Below are 26,563 nucleotides of genomic sequence, written 5' to 3'. Positions count from 1 at the left end.
TATAAACCCTTATATACTATAAGGTGAAGTGTTAAATAAGATATTCTAAGCAAGTCTATCTATGAACCACGTCATAATCAAACAACTCAACAAAATTATTGTTCGAAGCATAAAACAACTTATCATAATACTTATAGGACGAATATTACAGGCAAGTTGCAAGCGTATAAAAAGACAAATACGCAAACTTATAAAACGCCTTACATTTAGAAATTCACAAAATGATTGATCCCTTAGATATTATCACCGAATTCACGCCAGACTTTGCTATAGCATACGGTTCTGGAGCCATGGAACAACAAAACTATTCCATGAAACGAGGACCCATGATAGATTTTATCTTTGGTGTGCAAGAAGTAGCACAGTGGCATCTGCATAACATGGGACGACGACCACAAGATTACTCGTTATGGGCAAAACAACACGGCATAAACGCAGTAGAACAATTACAAGAAGAGTATACTGGCATCTATTACAACCCTTTTGTAAAATTTGAAGACAAGCTCATTAAGTACGGTGTTATCAGCGAAGAAGCACTCATTAAAGATTTAACAGAATGGAATTCACTCTATGTCGCAGGACGCATGCATAAACCATTTCTTAGCATAAAAACAAACGAGCTTGTTAATCAAGCACAAGAAAAAAATTTAGCACACGCAGTGAATACTGCGCTACTCGTTTTACCTGAAGCATTTAGCTACGAAGATTTATTCTTAACCATTGCAGGTTTATCGTATCACAAAGATAATCGCATGAAATTTGCAGAAAACAAAAATAAAGTACAACATATTGTAGAAAAAAATTATGATGCGTTTTACAAGCAATATATCCCCCTACTTAGCAATTACGATGTGAGTATCACTAATGAGATAATCCGACAAGACAAAAGTCCACAAACACTACAACACCTACTCTTAGAACTCCCCCAAGAACTCAAAAGACGCGTCAGCATAAAAACAACACTTTACCCAACAACATATCTACAAAACGAGAAATTAGCAACGCCAGACGAAATAGCAACAATTGTTCTAGAAAGCATAGGAACTATTGTGTATACAGCAAGCAAAGCACAAACCAAGAAAGGAATAAAAACAGCAGGCATACCTAAAGCAGTACGCTACGGCCTAGCAAAAGTTGGGAAAGGAATGAAATCAAAAATAGCAAAAGACATGCGACTTGCAAAGCGTGTAGAACGGCAATGGAAATAGCTCCCTGAAGCAAAGAAAGAAGAGTTGCGCTAGAGTTTGACGGACATGAGTTTATTAATTCCTAGAAATCTTTTGGACATCTACACAAAAACAGTATCCTCATAAATTTTCTTAAAATCATCCTCTAATAAAGACATATAGCCAACATATGTTAAAGAACATTTCTCCAACAACCACCTGATACCAGCAAACAAAGACATACGTAAAACATTGTCGCAGATAAAAAAACACGAGGTCGTTCGGATGGAAGGGTATCTTATTAGCGCAGAAAGCGAACGCTTACTACCCTGGACGTCAAGCCTGACCCGAGACGATACAGGCTGTGAAATCTTCTACGTGGAGAAAGTCTCCAGGATAGGAAAAGTTTATTGATGAAAATAAATAAAGAACCACCAGCACCATTATTCTGCACTTATGGCATGCAACGATATTCTTGGTAACACCACACCCTCATTTTACGAAGCAGTTTGATTTTCTGCAACAACAATAATAGTTTGTCTTAGTTCTTTGTAGGGTTCTAAGTTTTCCCATAAATCTTCAACTCTTTGAATAAACCTAGGTTCATCATCGCACAACGTATTTACTTCAGGATTAGCTTTAATGGCAGCACAATCATAAGCGAAAACTTCAATAGTGTATTCGCCTGGTTCTCTAAATGAAGTATAACCACTTCCCCCAGAACCTTTGCCTGCGCTAAATGCTCGAATAGTTTGCGCGTAAGGTGCAACTAGCTTTTTTCCATAAACCATTTGAGAAGACATATAATGTTCACCCTGTGAATATTTTCCAACAACAAGCCAGCCATCAGAAGATTTTTCATCCGGACAATCAATGTATAACTTACCATTGACTTGATCTTCTAACGTATACGTGTCTTGAAGATTGTCAAAGGTGAAGACGCAGTCACCTCCAGCTGCAGCGATGTCTTCTGGAACTTCTTGTGTTTTTTTATTACCACAATCCACCAATATCACCTTTTCATCATAAATAACATAATACACGCGATAACCCTTACTTTTTAACTCTCTGATAAATACATAACTCAACGGCCTCCCTTTAGTCGGATTATCTTTTAACTCCGCAATCTTCTTTTTAAACACATTTTTGACTTGAGGAGGAAATAATTTCTCAAATTTATCAGTAAACGATTTTGGCTCAATAATCTTCACAAATATCCCTCGTTGCTAAAACTAAAAAACCCCTCAGTTCCAATAATAATATGATCTAAAACAGTAATAGCTAACAATTTCCCTGCCTTTACGAGTATTTGAGTTACTTCTTTATCATTTTCAGAAGGTTCTGGATTTCCACTTGGATGATTGTGAACTACTATTACAGAATTAGCACTTTCTTTGATAGCTGATTTAAAGACTTCTCTTGGATGTATCAAAGAGCTGTTTAACGTACCAACAGACACTATTTCATCTTTAATCACTTTATTTTTAGAATCTAAATGCAAAATCATAAAATGTTCTTTATCTGCTCCTGCTAATTTAACAGAACAATACTCATACACATCTTTAGCAGATTTAATAGACTTACCATTTTGTTTAGATAAATTATGTCGTTTATTAAACTCAAATAACGCAAGAATCTGAGAAGCTTTAGCCACGCCTATACCGTTAATCTCTTGTAATTCATGTAAACTACAACATGAAAGCTTATTAAATCCATATTTAGAAATCAACCGATGCGACATATCAATAACATTTTCGTTTCTAGTTCCTTTCTGTAAAATAACAGCTAATAATTCAGCATCTGAAAGTACAACAGCACCTTCTCGTTGCATTCGCTCACGAGGACGATTTTCCAAAGAAATATCTTTTAATCGCATAAAGAAACAAGTCAAACAACCAATTAAAAAGCTCTTCTGCAGTAAATTCGAAGAATTTTCGGAAAGAAAAACCAAAAGACACTACGAAGAGTGCCGCTACCCTGGTTTGCCCTTCAGGACTTTAACCTGACGAACTCCCCAGCAGTTGGTTTGAATAAAAAGAGATTAGAAACTATTTAAGCTTTTTTGAGGGTTAAAAGCACTTAAATCTCACTAGACAATCTCTCGTAACGTATTTAAAAAATAGTACATCCTTAAAATCATTCAAAGAATGGCTTGCTCAATCAAGATGTGACTGAGTACAAACGAAAATTATAAAGGGATTTATAAAGGAACTTATAATAAAGCAACATGATCAACTTCGATTTATAATAAACGATGTAACTATAAGGGCGTTTATAAAGGAACTTATAATAAAGCAAACATTTATAAGGTGAAATTATAATACATAATCAACAATGAACGAAAAAGATTTTACTTCAGAAAGAGCGGGAAAAGCCGTTTGGGAGCCTCAAGGAGCATATTTTCGATTCGAACCACGCTTTTTACCTTTAGAATTTGAAGAACAAAAGGCATTAAGTTTCCAAGCTCAAAAAACAAGTCTAGCATTAGGGAGACTTGATGGACTAACAAAAAAATTCTCCGAACAAGAAATCAGTCTTTTCATGCTTCCGTTTATGATTAAAGAAGCACAACTTAGTTCAGAAATAGAAGGTACTCGTTCAACAATTTCAGATGTCTTTAAAGGAGAGAAAATTAAAGAACAAAATCTAGAAAAAAGACTAGATAACGAAGAAATTAGAAATTATCAAGAAGCACTGCTTCAGGCGTTAAAAACCAATGAAACAAAATTTTCAGAAGAGCTAATCAAAGAAATTCATAAAAAATTGTTGCAAGGCGTTCGAGGAGAGGATAAAGAACCAGGAAACTATAAGGAAAAACAAAACGCAATTGGAAAACGAGAGGACACCTTTGACTCGGCAAAATTTGTTCCGGCATCACCTGAAACAACACATCATTTAATGAAAAATTTAATTGAATATATGAATTCTGACGAAGATGTTATTCCATTATATAAAATAGCCCTTACTCATTATCAATTTGAAGCAATCCATCCATTTAGAGATGGTAATGGTAGAATTGGACGAATGTTTATAGTATTACAACTTTGCAAAGAAAAAATAATTAGTCAACCATTACTTTATATTAGCGAGTATTTAACAAGAAACAAAGATAGATATATCGAAGCACTCTACGAAGTTAGTGCAAAAGGAAAAATAGAAGACTGGTTAATATTTATCCTTAAAGCTCTAGAAGTGCAAGCAGAAAAATCATTTGAACTACTTAATAAAATAGACACATATAAGCAAGAACTTCATCAAAAAATTCAAGGATTTTCTCAAAGCCCAAAAATGCACGCAATAATTGATTCTTTATTTAAACAACCATTCTTTACAGTAGAAGATATAAGAGTCATATTAGAATCAACACAACCAACTGCATGGAATTTAGTACAAAAACTCATAGAAGCAAATATAGCTGAAGAAGTTGGCTCAGAAGGTAGGAAAAAAGTTTACGTTGCAGGAAAAATCATAGATTTACTTGAGGGAAAAATATGAAATTCGTAGTTGAACAAAGTATTAAAAAGTTTTGAACTACTGTAAAGGTCAGACTACAAAGTAGTTTATGATTCAAATAAGTATCCAAATTAAATTAAGAAGCATCATTAATAAAAAAATACAAAACAAATGTACAATAACCAACAAAATGACTCAAATAACCCTCACGAAATCACTTTATGTTACTGGCGTGTTTTGTCCTCGCTTGTTTTGGATGAAGCTCAATAGGCCTCGGCTCTTGCCTGAGACAGGCATTGATGGCGAGCTTCGGATGGCAGAGGGGCAGGTTGTTGGAGAGATGGCAACCTCGATGTGGCCAGATGGCATCATGCTACGCAATTATGATCAGGAAGCAAACGCTGCGAAGACCAAAGAATTGCTTGCCTCGGGGAAGCGAGTACCACTCTTTGAAGCGGGCTTTGCTGCCGTTGTTGAAGACACTCCTTGCTTTGCGCGAGTAGACATCCTTGTTCCTGTCGGGAAAGATAGTTGGGACTTGTATGAAGTCAAGTCATCAACAAGAGTAAAAGATGAACATTTGCATGACGTGGCGTTTCAAGCTCGCGTCTTAACCCAGAACGGACTACATCTTAATAGGATTCATATCGTGCACATCAACTCAGACTATATTCGAGGACCACAAACACAACCCATCGACGTAGCAGCATTTCTAGAAGTCGAAGACGTCACCGATAGATTAGCACCAGTATATGATGACGCTGAACATTTCATCCCCTTCCTTAAAGACTTACTGACGCAAAAACAATACCCAGAAACCATTTGCGAAAAACCACGAGACTGCGATGCCTGCAGTCAAGTCCTACCAGCACACTCCGTCTTTGAACTCGTAAGCCTACGCAATCAAAAAGCAAAAGCATTATGGGGCAATGGCTACAAACTTATAGAAAAAATCCCTAGAGAAACAAAACTATCCAGAAAACAAGCACTCCAAAGCGTTGCAGTTATGACCGGTCAAGCACACCTAGAAGAAGACGTTATTAACGAATTCTTATCTTCATTAACATTTCCACTCCATCACGTAGACTTTGAAACGTTTAACACCGGCATACCAAAATACGAAGGAACTAAACCCTACCAACAAATACCCTTCCAATATTCTTTAATAATACAACAAAACAATGGAGAAACTAAACACGTTGAATTTATTGCTGAGCCTGAACTTGATCCAAGACCAGCATTTTTAGCAAGTCTGAAAGCTGCACTTGCTAACACCTCTGGAACCATCCTCGCATTTAACGCACCATTTGAAATACGAATCTTACAAGAACTCATGAAAGCATATCCAGAACACGAAGCATGGATAACTGATGTATTAAGTAGATTTAAAGACTTAGCAGAACCATTTCGCAGCTTCGCCTACTACCATCCTGATCAGCACGGCAGTTACTCCATAAAAGCATTACTTCCTGTACTCACCAACACCTCCTACGAAGGCATGGACATAGCAGGAGGAGGCGTTGCCAGCGCATCGTTCTTAGCGTTAGACAACGCAACAGATGAGGATGCACAAGCCATTAGAACAGCACTCCTTGCCTACTGCAAGCAAGACACGCAGAGCATGATAGATGTTTTAGACGCGCTAAAAAAATTATCATGAAATACAACATCTCATTTGAAATACAAGGTGAAGCTAAAGCATATCTTGAGCATCTTCGAGCAATAGTAAGCGAAGCATTTGACGTGCACCGAGCCTTACTTCGAGCGCCACCACCACACCTCACACTCAAATATAGTTTTCATGCAACACCAGAACAACTCGTTAAAAAAACCAGCTGAGTGTTTTTTGAACGATTTCCGGAATCTTTATAAGAGCTTTACTACTTTTACGTGGCTATCATGGAACCAGAAACACTCACAGCAATTATTGCAGGCAGCATAGGTGCTGTATATACAGTCGGAAAAGGAATAGAAACTATGCATTCATATTATAATGCAAAACAAAAATATAAACAACTTCCATTACAAGACCAAGAAAATATATCTCGGCCAACCCTTAAAAACACCATTAACTACATCCTACAAACAAGCTTTCCAGAAAACCCTAGCGCAGGATTTAATGCATATAAAAACTCAATAATCGGTCAAATTGACGCCGCATATGAGGGGAAAAGAACCTCTGCGTAAAATTAGTTTTTATTTTTTGTATTTATTTCTTTAGTTCTTTTTGCAAGGCAGCAATAAATTAGTTTCAAACACCACCACCCATATACTTTTAAGTGTAAAAAAAGCAATAGTAACAGTTAAAAATATTTCTTGTCCACACCTTCATAAAATTTTTAAGGCTTAACCACTATCACCTTATTAACCAAAGGGGAGGTGTTATGTATGAAAAAATATCCAGAAAATATGGAAGAATTTATGGACCAACCTCTTTATGAAGAAGAAGAATGGAACATCTATAATGCAGATGTTGTTGAAGAAATGCTTGAAGCAGACGGTATCGAGCCACATGAAGAGGGATTTATTAAAGGCTACGTCGAAGCTGAATAATACAAATAATAACTAAAGAGGTGAAACTCACGGAGGTGATTACTTTGCCGCTTTACTTTTTTTCTTTTTCTTTTTTTCAGCAAACCACTCTTGCGCAAGATGCACTAATTCTTGACCAATAAAACCCCATTTCAAATAAGTATTTAATTCATCAAGAGGAATAAACTTTCTCTCCCACACATCGCCAGTATCAGGATTAGGTGTTAACTCTTTATATTTTTTAATCATTGCAACAAAACGAAGTTGAAAAGCATCATCATCTTCCTTATCAAGAAATTCTACTTGTTGCACACCAAGAAGTGTTGGCTTTGTTATCGTAATAGAAATTTCTTCATCAACTTCGCGATGCAGAGTCTTTATGGGATCTTTACCATACTCAACAATACCACCTGGCAAAATCCATTTTCCACCATGTACCTTTTTACAACGACCAATAAGCACTTCGCCAGCATCATTTAAACATATACCATAACATTGCGTAATAGGAATATATTTTTTGAAATCAACTGTAGGATGCCACGTAAATAATACTTTTTTAAAATGAGGATCATACCACATCCCTTGCAGAATTTTCTCTTTAGCGAACTCAATACCAATAACACCAAGACGCTGCACATCAGGAGGATAATACAACGTGTTCATTTTAGCCAAATAATCTTCTTTAGAAAGCGTCTTTGCACCACCCAATTTAACAGAACCATAATAATCAAAGAGTTCGCCAAAATCTTTTCCGGAACGAATAGCTGCAATAGTAACTTTCACAAGCGAAGTCTTTTTTTCACTATCAAAAAGAACTATCGTATCGCCAACCACCAATTTTCGTCTGCGTTGATCAAATAAACGCGCTTCTACAACTTGTTTGCCCGTTATAATTCGCTTTAAAGTTTCTAAGGGCAAATGCATCTTCTGTTCTGCCATCTAATCTCGTATAAGAAATACACCTTTATAAGCTTATAGCGTCTTAACTACTCTTTCTTCTCAGTTGAAGCGCCTTTAGCATTGTTACTATCTGCTTTTGATTCAGTAGAATCTATTTTTGCTGTATTTGCTGCTTCCCCCGTTTCATTCATTTCTATTGCGTTTGCAGCTTCTTGAGCAGCCTCTGTTGCTGCTTTTTTCGCATCAACTGCTGCCGCAGCAAGATTTTCTCTTCGTTGTTCAACTGCCGCATCCATAATAGCGTGCGCTTTTGGGTCTTTCCCGCAACGTTTACATAAACCCATAAAATTAAGAAATTTAGATTGACCACATAATTTACATCTATCATACATTTTTGCCATGTTTAATATCCTCGTCTCAACACTGTATAATAGACCTAAGACGCAAGGGTTTTTAAGCGTTACGCAAGAGAAAGCACCATTTATACAGCAGGAATTGTACTTGCACTCGACGTATTTTTAACACATTTATGTCTATTTGTCACTTTATAGTAGTTATTTATAGAAAAGTTTATATATATTAAAATCAAACAATAAGGTATGAATAAGATTAATGAACCTCATCAAGTAATGTCCTTTGAAGATATGCTCAGAATTTTAGAACCTGAAACAATTTTGAGAAATGACTCTATAAGTACTATTTGCAACGGGTTTAACGAAGCGTTTGCTTGGAATATAGGATGTTCTTTTGAAGATTCTAAAAAATATCTTGATAAAACACTGTTTGAAAAAAAACTCAAAGAGTATGAAGAAGCAATTAATTCAAAACGTCCTTTTGCCGAATATGGAATTAATCCTCATAACGAAATTAAGAAATACGAGTCACTTCAAAAATTTAAAAATCAAATTGTTTTTGACTTAGGAGCAGGAGAATTTCCAGGATCAGTATATAAATTATTAAGTAAAGTAAAGGCTAAAGGATATATCGGTGTTGAAGCACTCAATTTTGAAGTCGCTAAAGAAAATTTAGAAGAGGATGTAAACTATTACAAACAAGAAAAATATTTTGACTACGAATTACCTTTACACATTATTGATTCAGATATGAAAACAGTGCTTAAAAAAATTCCAGATAATTCTGCAAGTTTTATAACATCGGGCATTGACTGGGCAATAATTACAGACGATAACTATTTCAACGAGTGTATGTCTTTAATTGCTCAAAAACTTCATCCAAAAGGAATTCATATTGACAATTGTTCAGACTTTCATTATAGAGCAAGAAGTAATCCACAAGTTAATACAGTAAAACTAGATACTCAACTTTACGCTATAACAAAAAAATAAGTACCATTTATTTATTTTAAATAAGCAACAAATACTTAACGAATTTTTCCTTCAAGTACTCCTTTATCAGCAAGGAGATGTTTACCTTCAGCAAGCAATTCTTGATTATTCATGTACGGCTTGCCGTTTTTTAATTCCATAACTAAGATAAAAAATTCTTCAATGCCAATTTGCTCTTTTGACGCGCCATTCATATCTTTAGGTAAAACCCTATCGCCTAATTGCGCATCGGGAGCCTCTATGAGCGCAACTGTTCCTTCTTTATCTTCAGCTGCTAAAAGCATACCATGACTTAGCTCGCCACGAAGCTTTGCAGGCTTAAGATTACGCACCACAACAATATGTTTTCCTTCTAGTTCTTTAGGCGTGTAATGACCGACCAAACCAGAAACAATTTGTACCGGATCGCCATCACCAAAATCAACTTTTTCAATAAACAATTTTTCAGCATTAGAATGCTTGATAACATGCACAATTTTTCCCACGCGCAAATCCAAGTCAGTCACAGATAATTGCTTAGCAGGGTTTTTATTAGCAGCAGTAACGTTCCGGGGTTCAGTAGCCATATTAGCTTTCTGTTTAGCAGCAGTAGCTTTCAGGGGTTCAGTAGCAGTAGTGATTTTCTGCGTATCAGACTTTAATTGCTTTTCTTCTTTCCCACCAGCAAATTGTGCTCGAAGTAATTCAACAGTTTCATCTTCAATTTTTTGGAAGAGAATTTCAGGAGTGCCTATCACATGATTTTGCACAGAAAGTTCGCCTGCATCAACCAGACCTTCAACATCCCAATTTAATTGTTTGAAAATCTTCTCACTCGTTTCTGGCATGAAGGGCTCTGCAAGAATTGCTAAGTCTTTTACAAAATTAATGAGAATTGCAACATCTTGTTTAGCTTTAGTTGGATCGTCATCTTTTGTTTTCCACGGCGCAGCATCTTGAAAGAAACCATTACCCATACTGCATAGTTTCATGAAGTGCGCAAGCGCATCACGAATGTTCACTTCGTCAAGCAGTTGCAAATATGTATCAATTTCAGCACGCCAATTCAAAACGCGAAGCGACGTATCACTATCAAACGCATTCTCATCAAGCGAGGAAATTTTACCCTCAAAAAATCGTTGCGTGAATGTTAGTGTGCGATTAACAAAATTACCAAAATTAGCAACGAGCTCATTATTCAAACGCTCTTGTAAACCCTTCCACGTAAACTGCGTATCGGCATTCTCAGGACGATAATAACATAAGACATAGCGAAACACATCAGCAGGAATTCCTGTTTCTTTTGCATCATTACCAAACACGCCCGTACCACGACTCTTAGAGAATTTGGTATGCTCATAGTTTAGATATTCTGTTGCATCTAAATGGTGCACCAAATTATGCTTGTTACCTGCAGCAATAAGTGTTGCTGGAAAAATAATACTGTGAAAGGGAATATTATCCTTGCCCATGAATTGATACAAATCAACATCTGCTTTTCCTGCAATCCACCAATCTTGCCAAGCATCACCGAGTAATTGCTCTGTTAAAGAAATATAACCAATAGGCGCATCAAACCACACATAGAATACTTTGTCTTTATACTGCCCGTCATATACAGACTCAGGTAAACTAATGCCCCATTTTAAGTCTCGCGTAATTGCGCGCTGTTTAAGACCCTCTTTAAACCACGCTTTGGTTGTACGAATAGCATTCTGTGTCCAAAAGCCTTTCTTGCTTTGTTCATGCACCCACGTTTCAAGTTCTGGTTGGAGCTGATCAAGCTGTAAGAATAAATGTTTCGTCTCGCGAAATTCGGGCGTCGAACCATCGGATTTACAACGAGGATTTTGTAAGTCCTGAGGATTTAATAATTTTCCGCAATGATCGCATTGATCGCCACGAGCCTCTTCATAGCCGCAATGAGGACAGGTACCTTCAATAAAGCGGTCGGCTAAAAAAGAGTTACAGATTGTGCAAAACGGTTGCGTAATCGTATCTTCTTTAATAAAACCATTCGTAAGCACGTCTTTGAATAAATCTCTAGTAATTTTAGCGTGATTCTCTTTACTCGTCCTGCCAAAGACATCAAAGGAAATGTTAAACCAGTCATAAATATCCTTATGAATTGCATAATACTTATCACAAAGTTCCTGCGGCGTGACACCATCTTCTTTTGCTTTTGTCTCCGTAGCCGTACCATGCTCATCAGCACCACAAACATAGAGCACGTGATCTTTACCGTGCTTAAGACGCATATAGCGAGCAAACACATCAGCACTTAAAGTTGAGCCGATAAGATTGCCTAAATGAGGAATATTATTCACGTAAGGAAGAGCACTTGTGATAAGGATTTTCTTTGTCATAAGACAAGAATAAAGGCAGTTGATTTATATATATTGTGGCATTGTGGCGTAAGAGGGCAGCACATAAGTATTTCTTGCTGCGCAGACCCCTTGTACGCAACGCGTAACAAAATACTACCATTCAGCACAATAATTTCTCAAAGCAACTTTTCGAAATGCGATGAATTTGTTAACGACTGCAAGGCAGCACTACATGAGTTCTTAGTAAAAAATAGTTTTGTAAAAAAAAAACGTCGAATCCTTAATTATTTCTTATCTATAACGTCTTCTTTAAATTGCAAACCTTTTAAGATAAATGAAAGAAAAATATGCGCTTCTTTTTCTGGAAGAGAAAATTCTTCTGCAAAATCAGAAACAGAAACCAATCCTTGCGGATGACTAAACATGAAATCAGCAATCTTACCTGCAGTTACTTCATCATCTAAATTATACGTAGTAACAATACGTTCAAAATCTTTTTTATGATTTAATAATTCATCCATAATACTCATCTCTTGTTTATGCAAAAAAATCTTTATGAAGTAAATACAAAGCGGCAAGTAATTGTTCTTGATTAAGGTAAAGAGGAATCTTCTTTTTGACAAATGTTTCTTGGAAATCAGTAATGACAGATGAATCCAGAATATCAGTTTTAGAAAGATAACAGAGCATCGTCTTATCTAAATCTTTTAATCGTTTGAAAAGTTTTTGTTGATCAGCAAGCGGATAGGAATCCTCTGTTAAGTCAAACACATATACTAACACATCGCCCACATATTTCATCGCTAAGAACGCTTGTTTTTCAATCTCATTCATTTTTTCTAAACGATTCAGCGCGCCAGGCGTATCAATAAATTGTATTTTTTTACCATCATCTGCACTATAACCCATATTAAGTTTTTTTGTAGTGAATGCATAACGATTAATCTCAGGTTTTGCAGGGGTGAGTTTACTTAATAGCGTTGATTTGCCCACATTTGGAAATCCTGCAATACACACGGTGAATAATCCTTCTTTAATACTAGGAAATTCCCTAAGTTGTTGTCGAGCACCATGTAACGATTGTAATTCGCCTTTAATTTGTTTTAACGAAGAACTTACTCGCCCATAATACTCGCCCATAAACATATCAACTTGATTAGCAGATGTTGCTGAACGAACAAGCCGACCATATTTTTTAGAAAGCAAAGCAAGTTGTTTTACAAACCAATCAATACTACCTAACGATTTCTTAAGTTTCTTATAATCAAGCAGTACTTTAAGAAGTTGGGTGTAAAACTCTGTTAAATTATCAAAATTAGGGTATTTGGCAATAATCGATCTAAAACTCTCACTAAGATAATCTTTAATTGTCCCTATCTTTAGGAGTGCGAGTGTTCGTGTTCTTGCTAGCGCTGACTTTTCAGATTCTTTAAGCACGTATTTTCGAGCATTGGTTCTCGCTCGCTTAAAAGCCGAGTCTAAGTACACGTCCAGCTTCTCAATTGGAGGTAAATCATTAAATGCCATATTTATAAAGGAAAAACCCATAGTATATAAATCTGTATTCCAATTATGCCCTTTATGCAAGACATACTCAACTATTTTGCAAAACTAGATACCGAAAAAAAAGAAAAAGGTACCTACGTGCACGATACAACTAAAGGTATTTTTGGCGTGAGCGATACAACAACGCTTCTTGAATTCTTTAAAAAAATTAAATTAGAAGAAGCAGAACACGTCGTTGATTTGGGTAGCGGCGATGGACGAGTAGCGATTATAGCTAGTTTTTTCACTCGGGCAAGCGGCGTAGAATTCGACCCCGCACTTATTGCAGAAAGTAAAACACATGCCAAGAAACTTAATAGCACAGCACGTTTCTTTCAGCGAGATTTTGAAGAATTTGACTTTCATGATGTTGATGTCCTATTTAGCTATGCAGACCAACCGTTCAGTGATACATTTCTTAAAAAACTACATAACGAATTTACAGGCACACTCTACGTCTATCAAGGTATTTTTCTTCCTGAAGCCAACAAAGCAAAAAAAGGTAAGACTGAATGGGTTGCGCAAACACCGTTTATTAGCTATACCTTTGGAAAGAAATAAACAAAGAAAGCAGTGCCACCTTGAAGAAAAGTTAAGCAAGACAGAAAAAAATCCTGTAAACGCAAGACGGCCTTGAAGATTTCTTTTGTTCAGCGTATTTTGTGTTGCGCAAGCAAGGCAAAATACTCACGATGAATATTAACTCATTGCGAGTTGACGAGCAACAATTCTTCGCCGTTGTTTACAAAAGTATTTTTGGACGATACACTACTCATTTAGAATAACGCTTATGCTCACGTAATTTCGCAGCCTTTGCATAATAACACTTAGCACGATTATGCTCGCCCTCATCAAACAATTTTTTTGCATGACGATGAAACCGTTTCGCACGTTGAGAGGCATTCTGCCACGGCATATCAAGAAATCTAATATTAATAAGAAGTGAAAGCAATAATACCACTATAAACACTATAACCCATTGAGCAATTGAAAAATTTTCTGCGCCAATAACTGCGCCAGTAAGTTTATTTCTAAATGATATTTTTGATTGCGGTACAACAATTTCTGCAGGCAAGGGAGATTTATTAGAAGCAACTTTTTCTACAACGACTGTTGAGGACTCAATGGAGTCTATAGATGGTTCTTCTAATAAGGATGCATCTTCGTTATCAACAGCAACAAGCGTATACACATATGTTTTTGGCGGTCCTTGCAAACTCTTCAAAGTTACTTCTAAGCTATCTTCACAAATACACTCCCACAGTTGTTTAGATTCATTAATAAGCTCACATTCATGAAGCACATATTCTTGGGTATACATTTCATGAAGTGGCGTGACCACAATATTAATAATGGAATGATTGCAGTTAGTGAATGTATACACTGGAATAGTCTGATTTTGTTGCTCTGCAAAAACAAAAGAAGATGGTGTTAAAACTAGTAGAATTATTGCACTTAAACAAACAGCCTGTAAACGCATACCCATCTCCTCTCAAAATTATGCTTTTGAAGATATTTAAATCTTTTTTAATATATATAGCTCAGTATATAAATAACATTTAAAACTATCACTTCCTAGTCAAAAAAAGTGTTATTTGCAAAGAAACAGTTATTGTTCTAGTAGGGAAAAAAGCCAGTCTAATCCAATTTGAAAGAAAGAACACTTATTTAAACTGAAATAAAATTTACTTTTTACATGAATAAGAATCATCCTGTCTGGGGAGCACTTGTTATCGATATGCAAGAAGACCTCGTCTATGGCAATAAGCACAACGTAGAAGACCCGCGAGAAGGACTCTTAAAAGAAGACCAACAACAACTTATCAACAACCACAAAGAATTTCTTACCTATCTTAGCAATTGCAGTATTCCTTTTTTTGCTGTGGAACTACGACCAAAAAAACATGGTCCCACCATAAACCCTATCAAAACATTTTTTTCAAATCAAAAACAACATATTATTCCAAAATACAGAAATAACGGATTTAGCACATTTTATTTGGAACAAACACTACAACAATTTAACCTCACACACCTTATGCTTACAGGAATTAATGCAAACGTCTGCGTGTTAGCAACAGCACAAGCAGGTAAGGAAAAAGGCTATCACCTATATACATCATGTGATCTTATAGGAAGTGAAGCTGATCAAAAACACGAACACCCAGAGGCAATAACAAACCTTGCTCAAATAGCAACTATAACCACAACAAAACAAGAATTATACGCACTTATCCAACAACATTAATACACGCCGAAGCGACCAGTCTTTCTAAAAATATACTTTCGTAATTCTTCAGTACCCAGAATAAAAAGTCCGCCAACAAGAGCAATCCACAAAAATTCTAGAGGGAACGGACCGGTTCCAAAAATCTTTTGCATAAATGGCGCGTGCATCATGAGCATTAAGACAGTAAACTGCACAACAAGACCAAGTAAGAAAATCTTATTTTTGATGAAGCCCTTATTCAATGTTGAAAGACGAATAGTGCGACAACTTCTATTATCAAAAAACTGCGTGACTAAAATTGCAGCAAAAAAACCAGTAACAGCAGAGAAATACAACGGATCAGCAACGCCGATAGGTGTGCCAAACGTCCAGCCACCACTATATAATATCATGAAGAAAACAACAAACGATGTTGCTGCCTGGACAGGACCAACAAAGCCATACGAGCGAGCGAGCATTCTTCCTGTTAAGAGTTTTGCCTTAGGATTTCGCGGAGGTAATTTCATGACATCAGCATCAGGTTTTTCCATACCCAGCGCGATAGCCGGCAAGATATCAGTAAACACATCTATTGCTAAAATTAATAGTACAGGAAGAGCCAGCGGCCAACCTAAAAGCACAAAGAAGAGGAAGGGTAAAAGTTCAGGAATATTACTTGTTAAGATATACAGAATGAATTTTTTAACATTATCAAATACTGTTCGACCAGTTTTAATTGCTTTTACAATTGTTGCAAAATTATCATCTAAAAGTACAATGTTTGCAGCATCCTTTGCAACATCAGTTCCAGCAACACCCATAGCAACACCAACATCTGCTTGCTTAAGTGCAGGCGCGTCATTCACCCCATCACCAGTAACTGCAATCATTTCACCAAGTTCTTGAAGCGCTTTAACCACGCGAAGTTTATCTTCAGGAAGTGCTCGAGCAAAAATAATAGGCTCTTTTTTGCGCAATAATTTTTTTAGCTCTGCATCAGACATTTTTCCTAACGCATCACTTTCAATAACATCATACGTATCCCCGTCCTTAATAATTTCTGTTTGGCGAGCAATAGCTTCAACAGTTAATGCTTGATCGCCCGAAATAACAATAATTCTAATACCTGCAGTATAACATTGCTCAACAGCATGCTTCACTTCTTCTCGAGGAGGATCTTGCATCGCAACAAGACCGAGATAGACATAAGTATCTTCTTCTAAACTGTTTTTATCAAGGGCATTCTTTGTAACATCTTTATAGGCAATTGCTAATAAACGCATACCACTACTGGCAAGATGATCATTATGCTGAAGAATTTTTTTCTGCAACGCAGCAGTGAGTGAAACGACTTTACCATTTACCACCAGAGAAGAACATTTATCAAGCACGATACCAGGAGAACCTTTCATAAACGCGTAAGAATTATCACCTACTTTGTTTGCTGTAATCATATATTTTTTTTCAGAATCAAAAGGAATTTCTTCTAAACGATGTTCTTCTAAAGCGTGTTTTTGCGAAAGCACCATTTCTTTTAATGCAATCTCCGTTGGATCACCCTTAGCACCATCCTTCGTCATCGTTGCATTATTACAAAAAAAAGCAGCATCAAGTAGTTTATCAAAAAACTTATCTTCAGATGCATGCAAATAACTCACATTAGATTCATCACAAAATACTTTATGTGTATCCTCAAATTCATAATAGTTGTTATCATAATACAAGGATGCAACTTTAAGTTTGTTCATCGTGAGCGTTCCTGTTTTATCCGTGCAAATGGTTGTGACGCTACCAATCGTTTCAATGGACTCGATGTCTTTTACGAGCGCTTTATTCTTTGCCATTTTTTTTGCTGCAAGTGAAAGTGTTAATGTGACTGTTGGCAAAAGACCTTCAGGAACATTTGCAACAATAATACCAATGCTAAAAATAATACTTTCCCAAACTGAGATACCTATGAGTTGCCCTATGCCAAAGAACAGAATACCAAGGCCGACAGCAATACTAGAAATTAATTTTACAAACACATTAAGTTCGCGCTTAATTTTTGAATCATGTTTTTCAACACTACTTGTGAGTTTTGCAATTTTACCCATTTCAGTAGCATCAGCTGTGCGCACCACCAGCATGCGACCAGAACCAGAATTAATCAATGTTCCTGAAAATACCATGTTGCGCGAATTAAGCATTTTATTACTTGTTTTTTCTAAACTTCTTAATTGCGGTTCGGACTCGCCTGTGAGCATGGAATGATCAACCTTTAAATCATGACATTCTATGAGTCGTCCATCAGCCGGCACCTTATCACCTTCACGCAAAATAACAATGTCACCTGGAACAATAAACCTACTTTCAATTTCTTCTTGATTTCCATCACGAAGCACCATGATTTTCTGAGGTAATAAATTCTTAAAACTCTTCATGGCCTGCTCGGCTTTGTATTCCTGAATGAACGTAAAGATAGCATTAATACACGTGACGCCAATAAGGACATAGCCAACAAATTTACTACCATCGCCAGGCGAGAAATATTCTCCTACAAAAGCAAGAAGAGCACCAAATAACAACAGCAGGGAAAAGAAGTTTTTGAATTGGAGAAAGAAACGAAAAATGAGCGGCGTTGATTTTGCCTCAGTAAGCTGATTAAACCCGTATTTTTGGCGAAGTCTTTCCACACCTTGTTCGGTTAGACCTGTTTTATCGCTTCCAAACAAGGAAAATACTGATTCAAGGCTCGCTTCATGAAAGTCATCACCACCCATATACATGCACCAGAGCCGCCTAGCCTTTTAAAATCTTAGTCTCACTGTCTGATAGCGACAAATATTTAAGCGCGGGGCGATTTTTGACCTCTATGGGGGCTGAACAAGACTTAGAACTAAAGCTAGCAGCAGCGAATAATGAGCCGTGGGACCCTGAAAAGTTTTCTCGTTTGCAATCGCAATTCGGCGAGGTGCAAGAACTTATTCTTCCAGAACAAATGCTCAGGGAACATGAAGAACAGATAAGGAATAATTTTGGCAATAATAAACTTTACCATAATCACGATATTGAACTAGAAGAAATGGAGCGTGTTGTTGATGAAACACAACTTCGCGCGCAGAAAAGTTATCAGCAAATGCTTGATGCAAAAGAAAGAACAAAAAAAGTCAAAGAAGAAAAAGGACAATTGACCTATGAGAATAACCAGCTTAAACTCAAACTTGGCCAACAAAGACCAACAGCACAAGAACAATTCAGTACAACATATTATGGAAAATTTCCTCCACAAGCAATGGATGTTGAAGAAAAAATTCTGAGCACGTATCTCCAACAACCAGAGTTAATGCAAGAACAAAGCCAGCCATGGATTAACTTGCAATGGTACCAAGAAAGTCATAAACTCATTCATCAAGCCATGATGCACATTCAAGGCAAATTAACACCTACAACACTCATTGAGCACTTAAGAAAAAAAGAAAGACTAGAAGAAGTTGGCGGAGCAAGACGCCTTAAAGAGCTTGAGAAATCAGCACAAAAACAAGATTTTGCAGCCCTACAAGATTATTTGGCAATCCTTGAGCGAAAATACTTAGGACGAGAAGTTATTCGATACGCAACCGATGTTGCAAACGCTATGTTTCAAGAAGAACCATTTATTCCCTACGCAGACCCAGAAATTACTAAGCGACAAGAACAAGTGGAAAATCTCCGTCAAAAACTAAAGCGAAACCCACCAAAACAATATCATGAGATGTCAGATATTATCAGAGAAATATCCTTCCAATTCCTTGAACTTCTTCCCTATAAAGATAGACGACGAACAAGTGTTGCCGATATTGTTGATGAAGTCAGTGAAGATTTAGAAGCATTACTCGCAAGAAAAGGAGCACCACGCATTAGCACAGGATATAAAGAACTCGATGCAGTAACACACGGCATACGAGGAAATAAACTCATCCTCTTCGGCGGTCGAGGAAAACAAGGAAAAACAACATTGTCCACAGTCATTGCAGACAATGTCGCGCAACAAACACCAGTCGTTATCTTCACCTATGAATCAACCAAAACTGAACTCGTACAAAAACTTATTGCGAAACGAGCAAAAATAGATTTAGAAAAATTTGAATATTACGATCCTGAAAAAAATAATTTTACCGCAACTGAACTCAAGCGATATCGCAAAGCAGCACAAGAAGTAAAAAAACTACCCCTCTATATTGAAGGAGGAAAACCAGACCTTAATTATCTGACTAAAGTTGTTAAACGATACAAAATACTACATCCAAATTTACAACTTGTTGTTGTTGACGGACTCCAAGCATTTGACTATGAACGAGATAAAAGTAGAGAAATTAAATCATATCATCTAGATAATGTCTTAACCACGCTGAAAAAGGATGTTGCAGAAGAATACCATATGACCGTTATTGTTAACGCACAACTCAAAGGAACTGTTGAAACATACAAAGGTAAAAAGCCACGAGGCGTTGGCGACTTCTCTGATTCTAAAAGCATTACCGAAGTTGCAGACTTAGCATTACTGTTGTATCGACCAGAACATTATTATCCAGAAAATCCTGATTTCCACGGATGGATGAATATACAACCAGTCGCCATGCGATCAGGAGATACAAAAGAAGTCCAGAAAGAGAAAATAGGTAATGAAGAACGAGAAATTATCAAACTTCGACAATTCAGACTGGGCATAGATATTAAACATGCAGATATAACTCAGTACAAAAAATCTGAGTAAAAAAAACAGCCGAATAATAATTCTTACTCAAATAAATCATCATCAAGAATTTCTTGACTAGCTAATTTCTCGATTTTAGACTGACGAGCATCTTCTTCATTACGCACACGTTCAGCCATCAAATCCATAAGCGCAGGTTCAATACGAATAATATCTTTAAGCGTAATAAAACCAACAAGCTCACCATCTTGCATAACAGGTAATTGGCGAATATCATTTGCATTGAGTTCTCGCATTGCATCATCTAACGTTGCTGTTGGAGAAATTGTAATTAAATCAGTTGACATGATGTCATCAACAAGCGTTTCTGCAGAACGCTTCATGTTTGCAGTGACGCGATACACAATATCATCAGCAGCAATAATTCCTACTGCTTGTTTATCATCCATAACCAGGACACTACTCACACTATAACGTTTCATCAGAATTGCTGCATCGGTAACAGTCTTACCTTTGCGTATGACAACAGGACGCCTCGTCATCACTTCGGAAACTTGTAGAAAATCACTCTGAACCATTGTATTTAACCCTCTGCTTAAAAGGTAGATTAACTTATTTATAAGGATTTGGAAAAAGACATCTCGGTGATAACTACGCATCCAAAACAGCCAGGAGAAACGTTTTAAACACCATCCAAAACAAGGGTTTTTATCTGTTACATAAGCAAACAATCAAAACCCTGCAAAAAGTTACTGGGTCCGGCCTGCATAACACATAACTAAATAAAAAAACCTAGGAAAGAATTATCTCGCAATCCTGACCAAAGAGGACTTTCAGCTCGTCAAAAAGCGCGATTTTCATCGGTGACTTTGGCGGAATCTTCGTTGACATTAAGACTTCTTCAAATGCTTCAAGTGTTAAATCTTCTTTGTCAATTAATTTGCCAAACTTTGTTAATTTTGCTTTAGTTACCATTCGATCTTCACTTTCTAAATCAGTAATAATAAAAATAGTATCCCCAAGCACTAACACTTCAGCAAACTGTTCACCATATTTCACCCGAAGTTTTGTTTTCTCCAGTTCAATACCACGTTTTCTTTGAATGTGATCAATAAGTAAATTCATCACTTCACGACCATCTTTAATAACGGTAATGACTTCTTGCTTAGAAAGTTTTTTTGCATCATAATCTTTTTTACCTTGACAAATCTCATCAATTTTGCGTTTTGCACTCTCAGGCAAAAAACCTTTCTTAATAACGTGTTCATCAAATAACTCTTGCACTTTTTTCTCATCAACCTTTTCAAAACCCTCAAGACGAAGCGAATCGCGCATAGCAGTTACCATAGACTCATACGTTTCAAGCACTTGTTCTTCTTGCTTGCGAGTCTCAATTTCTTTAAAGAGTTTTTCAAGACGCTGTAAGAACGCATTACTACCTTTAATTAAATCATCCATTTCTTTGCCAGTTACGTCTTTTTTAGTACCATGCTCAAATTCCTTTCGAACACGCAAAACATCCTCAAGAGTTTTCACGTATTTATCTTCAAGAAGTTTTTCTTTCTTTACGAGGATGTCACGCATGGCAATAGGCGTCTCTTTAGGTGTTGTAGGCGGAATACCATACATCATGAGAGCTGCTTGCGATGGAGTAATTAAAGCCCAGAACAAATCATCCATAACAATATCTCGAATCTTTGCTTGGATACGCTCCATGAATTGACTACCTGAACTCATAAACATATCAATTGCTTCAGGACTAGGCTTGACCCGACCCATTTGGAGAAGCTGTTTCCACGGCATGAATACACCGCGGTCATAGAACGGCACGCCATCTCGAAGGAAAGTGAAAATGGTAGGACTAGCATCTTTAATGCTTTCCCAAAAGTCAGTAAGAATATACACTTGAATATTAATTTTATTTTGAATACCGGTTGCTTGACCTGCCTCAGCACCCATACCCAGAATTATTGCGCGCAGTTTATCGCGAAGCTCAACGCGCGTCATTTTCTTTACATCAGTATCATCAATAACTACAAAAACATCAATGTCGCTTTCAGGAGTTGCTTTACCTTGCGTTAAACTTCCTGCAAGAACATATGAAACAATATATTTCTCAAACTTCTTAAGCACCATTGTTTTATGCACTTCAGAAATTTTAATTGCTGCAAGCATACCTGTGTCATATACAGATGCACCCATTGCAATCATTTGCAGCATATCATGCTTTGCATCATAACATTGTTGCCAAAGGTCAGTAAGCAAAAGTGCCTGTACAACAAGATGTTTATCAATACCACCTGCTACTTCATCAACAACTTTTTGCACCTTTTCAGCAAGCTCGTGCTTTGGCAGCTTATGAGAATCTTGATCATCAATTAACACTAACGCATTAATTCTGTCTTTGGGCGGAATATCACTTTTTGGTTGCTGCATCTCACCTTCTACATCTTCACCTTCTTGACCTTGCGGTTGTTCTTGACTAGGTGGTAGAAGCGTAATTCCCATAATGTAGCCTTCAAGGCGCACAAGAATTTTTTCTTTAAACTTATCAAGTGAAGTTTTAATTTGCTCAAGTTTTGCTTTTTGATCATCAGGAATTTGCGCGAGCACTTTATCAAGCTCAGTAGGACCGGTCGCAGCAACTTTTTGGACGGGATTGCCCTTAGCAGTTTGTTTTTTGCTGGTTGTTTTTTTTACAGACGTTTTGTTCGTAGATTTTTTAACACCTGCTTTTTGTGCAGCAGATTTTTTTATCGTTGCCTTTTTTTTCGTTGATTTTGAAGATGAAGATACGTTCTTAGCCATAATTATACCTCTCTACCTCTTTTTGAAGAAGAGTTATAAAGTTGTAAAGGCTGAAAGTCTTTATAAATATTATGCTCATAGAGAGCCACAACAGCAAACTAACACTATTTTAGTTGTTTCCATGTAGAAGTTGTGTATGAGTTAGTTATCAGTTGTTTGTCTTAAGAATACGTTTAAGATAGCATGATTTAGTTTTGCAACACATTATTAGTAACAGAAACCTTAAAAAGAAGCACCTCTAAGTCATACTTATGAAAGAAGAAGATATGTATCGCACTAAAGAACAACAAAAGCAAGCCCTTACCCAGGAAGCGACACCTCCCTCAGCCTTAACGCCAGAACAAGCAGAGCAATACAAAACAGAAGCAAACGAAATTGTTAAAGAAGTACAAGGACTCGGAGAAAAATTACAACCTCATCAAGCACATATGCACGCAAGACATATTGATGGACTTCACAAGTTATACACTGAAAAACTAGGATATAAAGGACCTGCAGATTTAGAATCAATGAAAGAATTCAAACATAATTATTTCTCAGATAAAACGAATTATCAAGAAACCATAGATTTTCTTACTGATCATCACGTGCATAACGCATTATTAACCTATGGCATGATAAAAGATAAAAAACCACTTACTCAACTTGATGAAAAAACATATACAAAACTAGTGCATAAAGCAAAAACAGAAGCACAACGACTACGCAAAGAAGACAAAGGAATGTATAACACCTTACTTAAGGAATATGCAGGCGTTACTTCAAAAAAACTCTTGCAAACAATTATCGAAAGCGAACACCAATTCATAGAAGCATATACACAACAATTACTCCCCAAAACAATGGAACAATATGTTCAAAAAATAGCAGATATACACCTCGCAGATATTATGAAAAAAATTAAACCACAACACGAACACGTCGTTCCTGAATTAAAACGTTGGAAACAACAATACGAACAAGAACGTCAAAAAATAGCCTATCAACGAGCAATGGAAGGCGATTTGGAAGAAGAAAATTATCAACTCCCCGAACAAAAAATACTTGAACCAACGCCAGGATCAGGACCCGCACAAAAAGATGCTACGCCCCAGGGTGGCAGTGGAGCACCTGTTCAAGGAGGAGCGCCTGGACCCGGACCTGGAGCATAAACTCATTCTTTAATTTAAAGCGAGAAAAAATACTGAAATGCGAGATAATAATAATAAAAAAAATCTAATTAAATAATAATACTACCAATAATATACTAATAATAATACCGCCACATTTAGATAATAGGTTCCACTAAACGCTCTTTACCCACTTGATATTCTTCAGGATCTTGATACTCTTGAAGCATAGACCAGTTTCTTGGCAACGGTTGCTCAAGCACATAGAACGTCAGTGGACGATCTGTTAATGTGTAAAGCATCGTTGGCGTTAACTCAAAGTCAAGAAACGCGCCGCCACTTGGCCACGAAGATAAATTAAGTTCAGGAAGCTCAACAACATCATTATTATCACCAAACGTAATCCAACGACCATCATCAATAGCCATTGTCGCATTAGGAATAGTAAATGATGTATCATCAATAAGATGAGCCTCAACAGAATAATTACCAGGAACTAATTCAAGATAATAATGCTCAGGAATTTCTACAGCATAGTCTTGCGTGAGATCAGCTGATGCAAGAAGTGATTCAACCACTTCATTATATACTGATTTATTAATATCGCCATTCTCATAAAGTCTTTGAACAGATGTTAATTGCAAGTCAATATCTAAAGGTACGCTTGGCGCAACGCGATACTGCAAGAAACTTAATTGCGGCACGTCTTCATCATACGGTGAAGTCTTTATTCTTTTCGTGTTAAAATACACTGATTGATTATCAGAAAGATTCGCTGCGTTAGATGCATAAGAAAATATTGTATCAGTGCCTAAATTACTTGCGCCCCCAAGTATATCAGGTGTTCTTCGCAGAATAATAACTTCTTTTTTGACAATAGGCCATAAGTCAAACTCAAAGTATTGATCAGACTTACCTTCATAATTATCATAAGGATACGATTCTCCTAAATAAGCAACAGCATCATATTTAATATAACCACCAAGCTCGCAATAGGGCATGGATGTTGTAAGAATTGCTTTTGCACCTTCTTTTTTTGTTTGCCCAAGCACATATTCATCACCACATACATAACTAATAATCACATCTTCTAAAGGCTCGCCAGTAAGTTTATCAAACGTTGCAATAGTTATTTCTTGTTCGGGACGGAATGCATAATCGCCTAAAGAAATATCAAGCGATTCTGAGAAATCAACATAGGTAAAGTTTTGATAAGCAGGCTCGTTGTTGCGCACATTAATTTCAATGGCAAATTGAAAATCATACCCTTCGCCATCAAATGCTTCAGGATCATGAATTTGAATAACTAAAGGATAAGAAATATGATATTTAAAACTATAATCTTTCAAACCAGGAATAAAACTTTTTATTACATCAAATAACGGTGTACCAGCTAATAAGTCATCAGGACGAATGAGCATAGACCCATCATTAATAGAGAAGAAAATATCCTCATACAAATAATGATGCGTAACTTCATAAGGATAAGGTGTGTTTGAGGTTGCAGGAAACATCATATCATAAATACCTTGAGCAAATAACGTATACTCACCTAAATCTTCTTTTTGATACAGGCGCTGAGCATTCTCCATATTACTAAATCTAATCAAACCCATAAAAGGCAATACGTCATATTGCATTATTTCTTTAACTTCAGGTAACACCCATAATTCCTCAGTACCAACCAATTCCATTTGAGCAACAGGAGGTAATAACTCGCTATCAATACCAGAATAATAAGAAACTAAATTCATTGTTTGTCGTTCATAATAATTGTATTCTTTTTCAAACGTAATGATTTCTTGAGCAACATCATACATACCCAAAAGATTCACATCAAAAGAAGTAATATAATCATCAACAAGTTTCACATCAGCATTGCTTTGCGAAGTAATACGCGTTGGATATGAAAGCGTGAATGTTGTTTTACCATTACCAAAAAGCACATCAGCCGATGGTTCTCCAATCATTTCTAAATTATAAACTTCATTAAGACCAACAAAATCATTAACACAGCTATCAACATGAGTAATAACATATTCTTCTAATTGTTCTTCAATACTATTATCACCAGCAAGCACGCCAAAACAGTTATCACTTGCAGGATCGCATAACGGATATTGCTTTGATTGTTCACAACCAGAAGGATTATCACAATTTGCTAAATAACGCCAAAAAGGAATGGTGTTCGGTGCAAAACTCACTGACTCACCACGATACGAAGGCTCGGCTAAAACAGGCGATACTGTTAACGCACCACCTCGCTTTCCAACGTTAACTAAAGCTTCTTTTGCTGTTTGCTCTAAACAACGCTCAATAAGCTCCATTGCAGGACGAGCTTCTAAAGATACTTCGGGCTCTTTTACACCAGGCCTATCTTCAGTTACTTGCCGACTCACAAAAAATACCAATGCTGCAGCCAATAAAATAATTGCTCCGACTATAACAAACAAAGTCACTTGTCCTCTTTTTTCTTTACCTAACATTCTTATAAACCTAAACTTTGTTAATCTT

At 36.6% G+C, this 26,563-nt stretch carries 23 protein-coding genes; 11 read left to right on the top strand and 12 right to left on the bottom strand.

The window, feature by feature from the left end; all coding sequences use genetic code 11:
* Positions 1-221: 221 nt before the first annotated feature.
* Complete coding sequence (locus K9M74_00375; GenBank protein ID MCF7798338.1) at positions 222-1,208, top strand: phosphatidate cytidylyltransferase; 987 nt, start codon at positions 222-224, stop codon at positions 1,206-1,208.
* A 455-nt stretch (positions 1,209-1,663) separates the two neighbouring features.
* Here the strand turns inward: K9M74_00375 and K9M74_00370 are convergent, their stop codons facing one another.
* Complete coding sequence (locus K9M74_00370; GenBank protein MCF7798337.1) at positions 1,664-2,377, bottom strand: type II toxin-antitoxin system RelE/ParE family toxin; 714 nt, start codon at positions 2,375-2,377, stop codon at positions 1,664-1,666.
* Positions 2,374-3,042: a DNA repair protein RadC gene (gene radC, locus K9M74_00365; GenBank protein ID MCF7798336.1), complete on the bottom strand. Its 669-nt coding sequence runs from the start codon at positions 3,040-3,042 to the stop codon at positions 2,374-2,376. The genes K9M74_00370 and radC overlap by 4 nt, the downstream gene beginning before the upstream one ends.
* A 458-nt stretch (positions 3,043-3,500) precedes the next feature.
* Here radC and K9M74_00360 point away from each other — a divergent pair, with 458 nt between their 5' ends.
* The 5 genes from K9M74_00360 to K9M74_00340 all read left to right on the top strand — a co-directional run bounded on the left by K9M74_00360 (position 3,501) and on the right by K9M74_00340 (position 7,172).
* Complete coding sequence (locus tag K9M74_00360) at positions 3,501-4,661, top strand: Fic family protein (protein ID MCF7798335.1); 1,161 nt, start codon at positions 3,501-3,503, stop codon at positions 4,659-4,661.
* A gap of 148 nt (positions 4,662-4,809) precedes the next feature.
* Complete coding sequence (locus tag K9M74_00355; GenBank protein ID MCF7798334.1) at positions 4,810-6,279, top strand: DUF2779 domain-containing protein; 1,470 nt, start codon at positions 4,810-4,812, stop codon at positions 6,277-6,279.
* A complete protein-coding gene (locus K9M74_00350; protein MCF7798333.1) occupies positions 6,276-6,458 on the top strand; it encodes a hypothetical protein in 183 nt (60 codons plus the stop codon). Before K9M74_00355 ends, K9M74_00350 begins: the two co-directional genes overlap by 4 nt.
* A 60-nt stretch (positions 6,459-6,518) precedes the next feature.
* Entirely contained in the window at positions 6,519-6,806 is a 288-nt protein-coding gene (locus tag K9M74_00345; GenBank protein MCF7798332.1) for a hypothetical protein, read from the top strand.
* Positions 6,807-7,007: 201 nt separating this feature from the next.
* On the top strand, positions 7,008-7,172 hold the full coding sequence (locus tag K9M74_00340) for a hypothetical protein (GenBank protein MCF7798331.1): 165 nt from the start codon (positions 7,008-7,010) through the stop codon (positions 7,170-7,172).
* A gap of 39 nt (positions 7,173-7,211) precedes the next feature.
* Here K9M74_00340 and K9M74_00335 read toward each other — a convergent pair whose 3' ends face one another.
* The gene (locus K9M74_00335; GenBank protein MCF7798330.1) at positions 7,212-8,090 is read right to left on the bottom strand and encodes an NUDIX domain-containing protein; all 879 of its coding nucleotides are present in this window, start codon (positions 8,088-8,090) and stop codon (positions 7,212-7,214) included.
* A gap of 47 nt (positions 8,091-8,137) precedes the next feature.
* Positions 8,138-8,452 carry a hypothetical protein gene (locus K9M74_00330; GenBank protein ID MCF7798329.1) on the bottom strand — a complete coding sequence of 105 codons (315 nt, stop codon included), beginning with the start codon at positions 8,450-8,452 and terminating at the stop codon, positions 8,138-8,140.
* A 198-nt stretch (positions 8,453-8,650) separates the two neighbouring features.
* Between K9M74_00330 and K9M74_00325 the strand changes: the two genes are divergently transcribed.
* On the top strand, positions 8,651-9,397 hold the full coding sequence (locus K9M74_00325; GenBank protein ID MCF7798328.1) for a hypothetical protein: 747 nt from the start codon (positions 8,651-8,653) through the stop codon (positions 9,395-9,397).
* A gap of 35 nt (positions 9,398-9,432) precedes the next feature.
* On the opposite strand, the gene metG is transcribed toward K9M74_00325, so the two are convergent.
* From metG to K9M74_00310, 3 genes are all read right to left on the bottom strand, one after another.
* Positions 9,433-11,742: a methionine--tRNA ligase gene (gene metG, locus K9M74_00320; protein ID MCF7798327.1), complete on the bottom strand. Its 2,310-nt coding sequence runs from the start codon at positions 11,740-11,742 to the stop codon at positions 9,433-9,435.
* A gap of 245 nt (positions 11,743-11,987) precedes the next feature.
* Positions 11,988-12,224, bottom strand: coding sequence for a hypothetical protein (locus K9M74_00315; GenBank protein ID MCF7798326.1), 237 nt, complete (start codon positions 12,222-12,224; stop codon positions 11,988-11,990).
* Between the two features lie 16 nt (positions 12,225-12,240).
* A complete protein-coding gene (locus K9M74_00310; GenBank protein ID MCF7798325.1) occupies positions 12,241-13,230 on the bottom strand; it encodes a 50S ribosome-binding GTPase in 990 nt (329 codons plus the stop codon).
* A 54-nt stretch (positions 13,231-13,284) separates the two neighbouring features.
* Here K9M74_00310 and K9M74_00305 point away from each other — a divergent pair, with 54 nt between their 5' ends.
* Positions 13,285-13,809: a class I SAM-dependent methyltransferase gene (locus tag K9M74_00305; protein MCF7798324.1), complete on the top strand. Its 525-nt coding sequence runs from the start codon at positions 13,285-13,287 to the stop codon at positions 13,807-13,809.
* Positions 13,810-14,020: 211 nt separating this feature from the next.
* Here K9M74_00305 and K9M74_00300 read toward each other — a convergent pair whose 3' ends face one another.
* Positions 14,021-14,734, bottom strand: a complete 714-nt coding sequence (locus K9M74_00300; GenBank protein MCF7798323.1) for a hypothetical protein — start codon at positions 14,732-14,734, stop codon at positions 14,021-14,023.
* Between the two features lie 210 nt (positions 14,735-14,944).
* Between K9M74_00300 and K9M74_00295 the strand changes: the two genes are divergently transcribed.
* A complete protein-coding gene (locus K9M74_00295; GenBank protein ID MCF7798322.1) occupies positions 14,945-15,496 on the top strand; it encodes a cysteine hydrolase in 552 nt (183 codons plus the stop codon).
* Here the strand turns inward: K9M74_00295 and K9M74_00290 are convergent.
* Complete coding sequence (locus K9M74_00290; GenBank protein MCF7798321.1) at positions 15,493-18,219, bottom strand: cation-transporting P-type ATPase; 2,727 nt, start codon at positions 18,217-18,219, stop codon at positions 15,493-15,495. The genes K9M74_00295 and K9M74_00290 overlap by 4 nt on opposite strands.
* A 92-nt stretch (positions 18,220-18,311) precedes the next feature.
* Here K9M74_00290 and K9M74_00285 point away from each other — a divergent pair, with 92 nt between their 5' ends.
* On the top strand, positions 18,312-20,192 hold the full coding sequence (locus K9M74_00285) for a hypothetical protein (protein MCF7798320.1): 1,881 nt from the start codon (positions 18,312-18,314) through the stop codon (positions 20,190-20,192).
* A 23-nt stretch (positions 20,193-20,215) separates the two neighbouring features.
* On the opposite strand, the gene K9M74_00280 is transcribed toward K9M74_00285, so the two are convergent.
* Together K9M74_00280 and K9M74_00275 are read right to left on the bottom strand one after the other, a co-directional pair.
* Positions 20,216-20,710 carry a CBS domain-containing protein gene (locus K9M74_00280; GenBank protein ID MCF7798319.1) on the bottom strand — a complete coding sequence of 165 codons (495 nt, stop codon included), beginning with the start codon at positions 20,708-20,710 and terminating at the stop codon, positions 20,216-20,218.
* A 214-nt stretch (positions 20,711-20,924) separates the two neighbouring features.
* Entirely contained in the window at positions 20,925-22,940 is a 2,016-nt protein-coding gene (locus K9M74_00275; GenBank protein ID MCF7798318.1) for a nucleotidyltransferase domain-containing protein, read from the bottom strand.
* Between the two features lie 251 nt (positions 22,941-23,191).
* Between K9M74_00275 and K9M74_00270 the strand changes: the two genes are divergently transcribed.
* A complete protein-coding gene (locus K9M74_00270; protein MCF7798317.1) occupies positions 23,192-24,091 on the top strand; it encodes a hypothetical protein in 900 nt (299 codons plus the stop codon).
* Positions 24,092-24,207: 116 nt separating this feature from the next.
* On the opposite strand, the gene K9M74_00265 is transcribed toward K9M74_00270, so the two are convergent.
* Positions 24,208-26,535, bottom strand: a complete 2,328-nt coding sequence (locus K9M74_00265; protein MCF7798316.1) for a hypothetical protein — start codon at positions 26,533-26,535, stop codon at positions 24,208-24,210.
* Positions 26,536-26,563 lie beyond the last annotated feature (28 nt).

Source organism: Candidatus Woesearchaeota archaeon, assembly GCA_021734105.1.
Lineage (GTDB): Archaea > Nanobdellota > Nanobdellia > Woesearchaeales > SKGA01 > SKGA01.
This window is presented reverse-complemented; position numbering and strand designations above follow the sequence as displayed.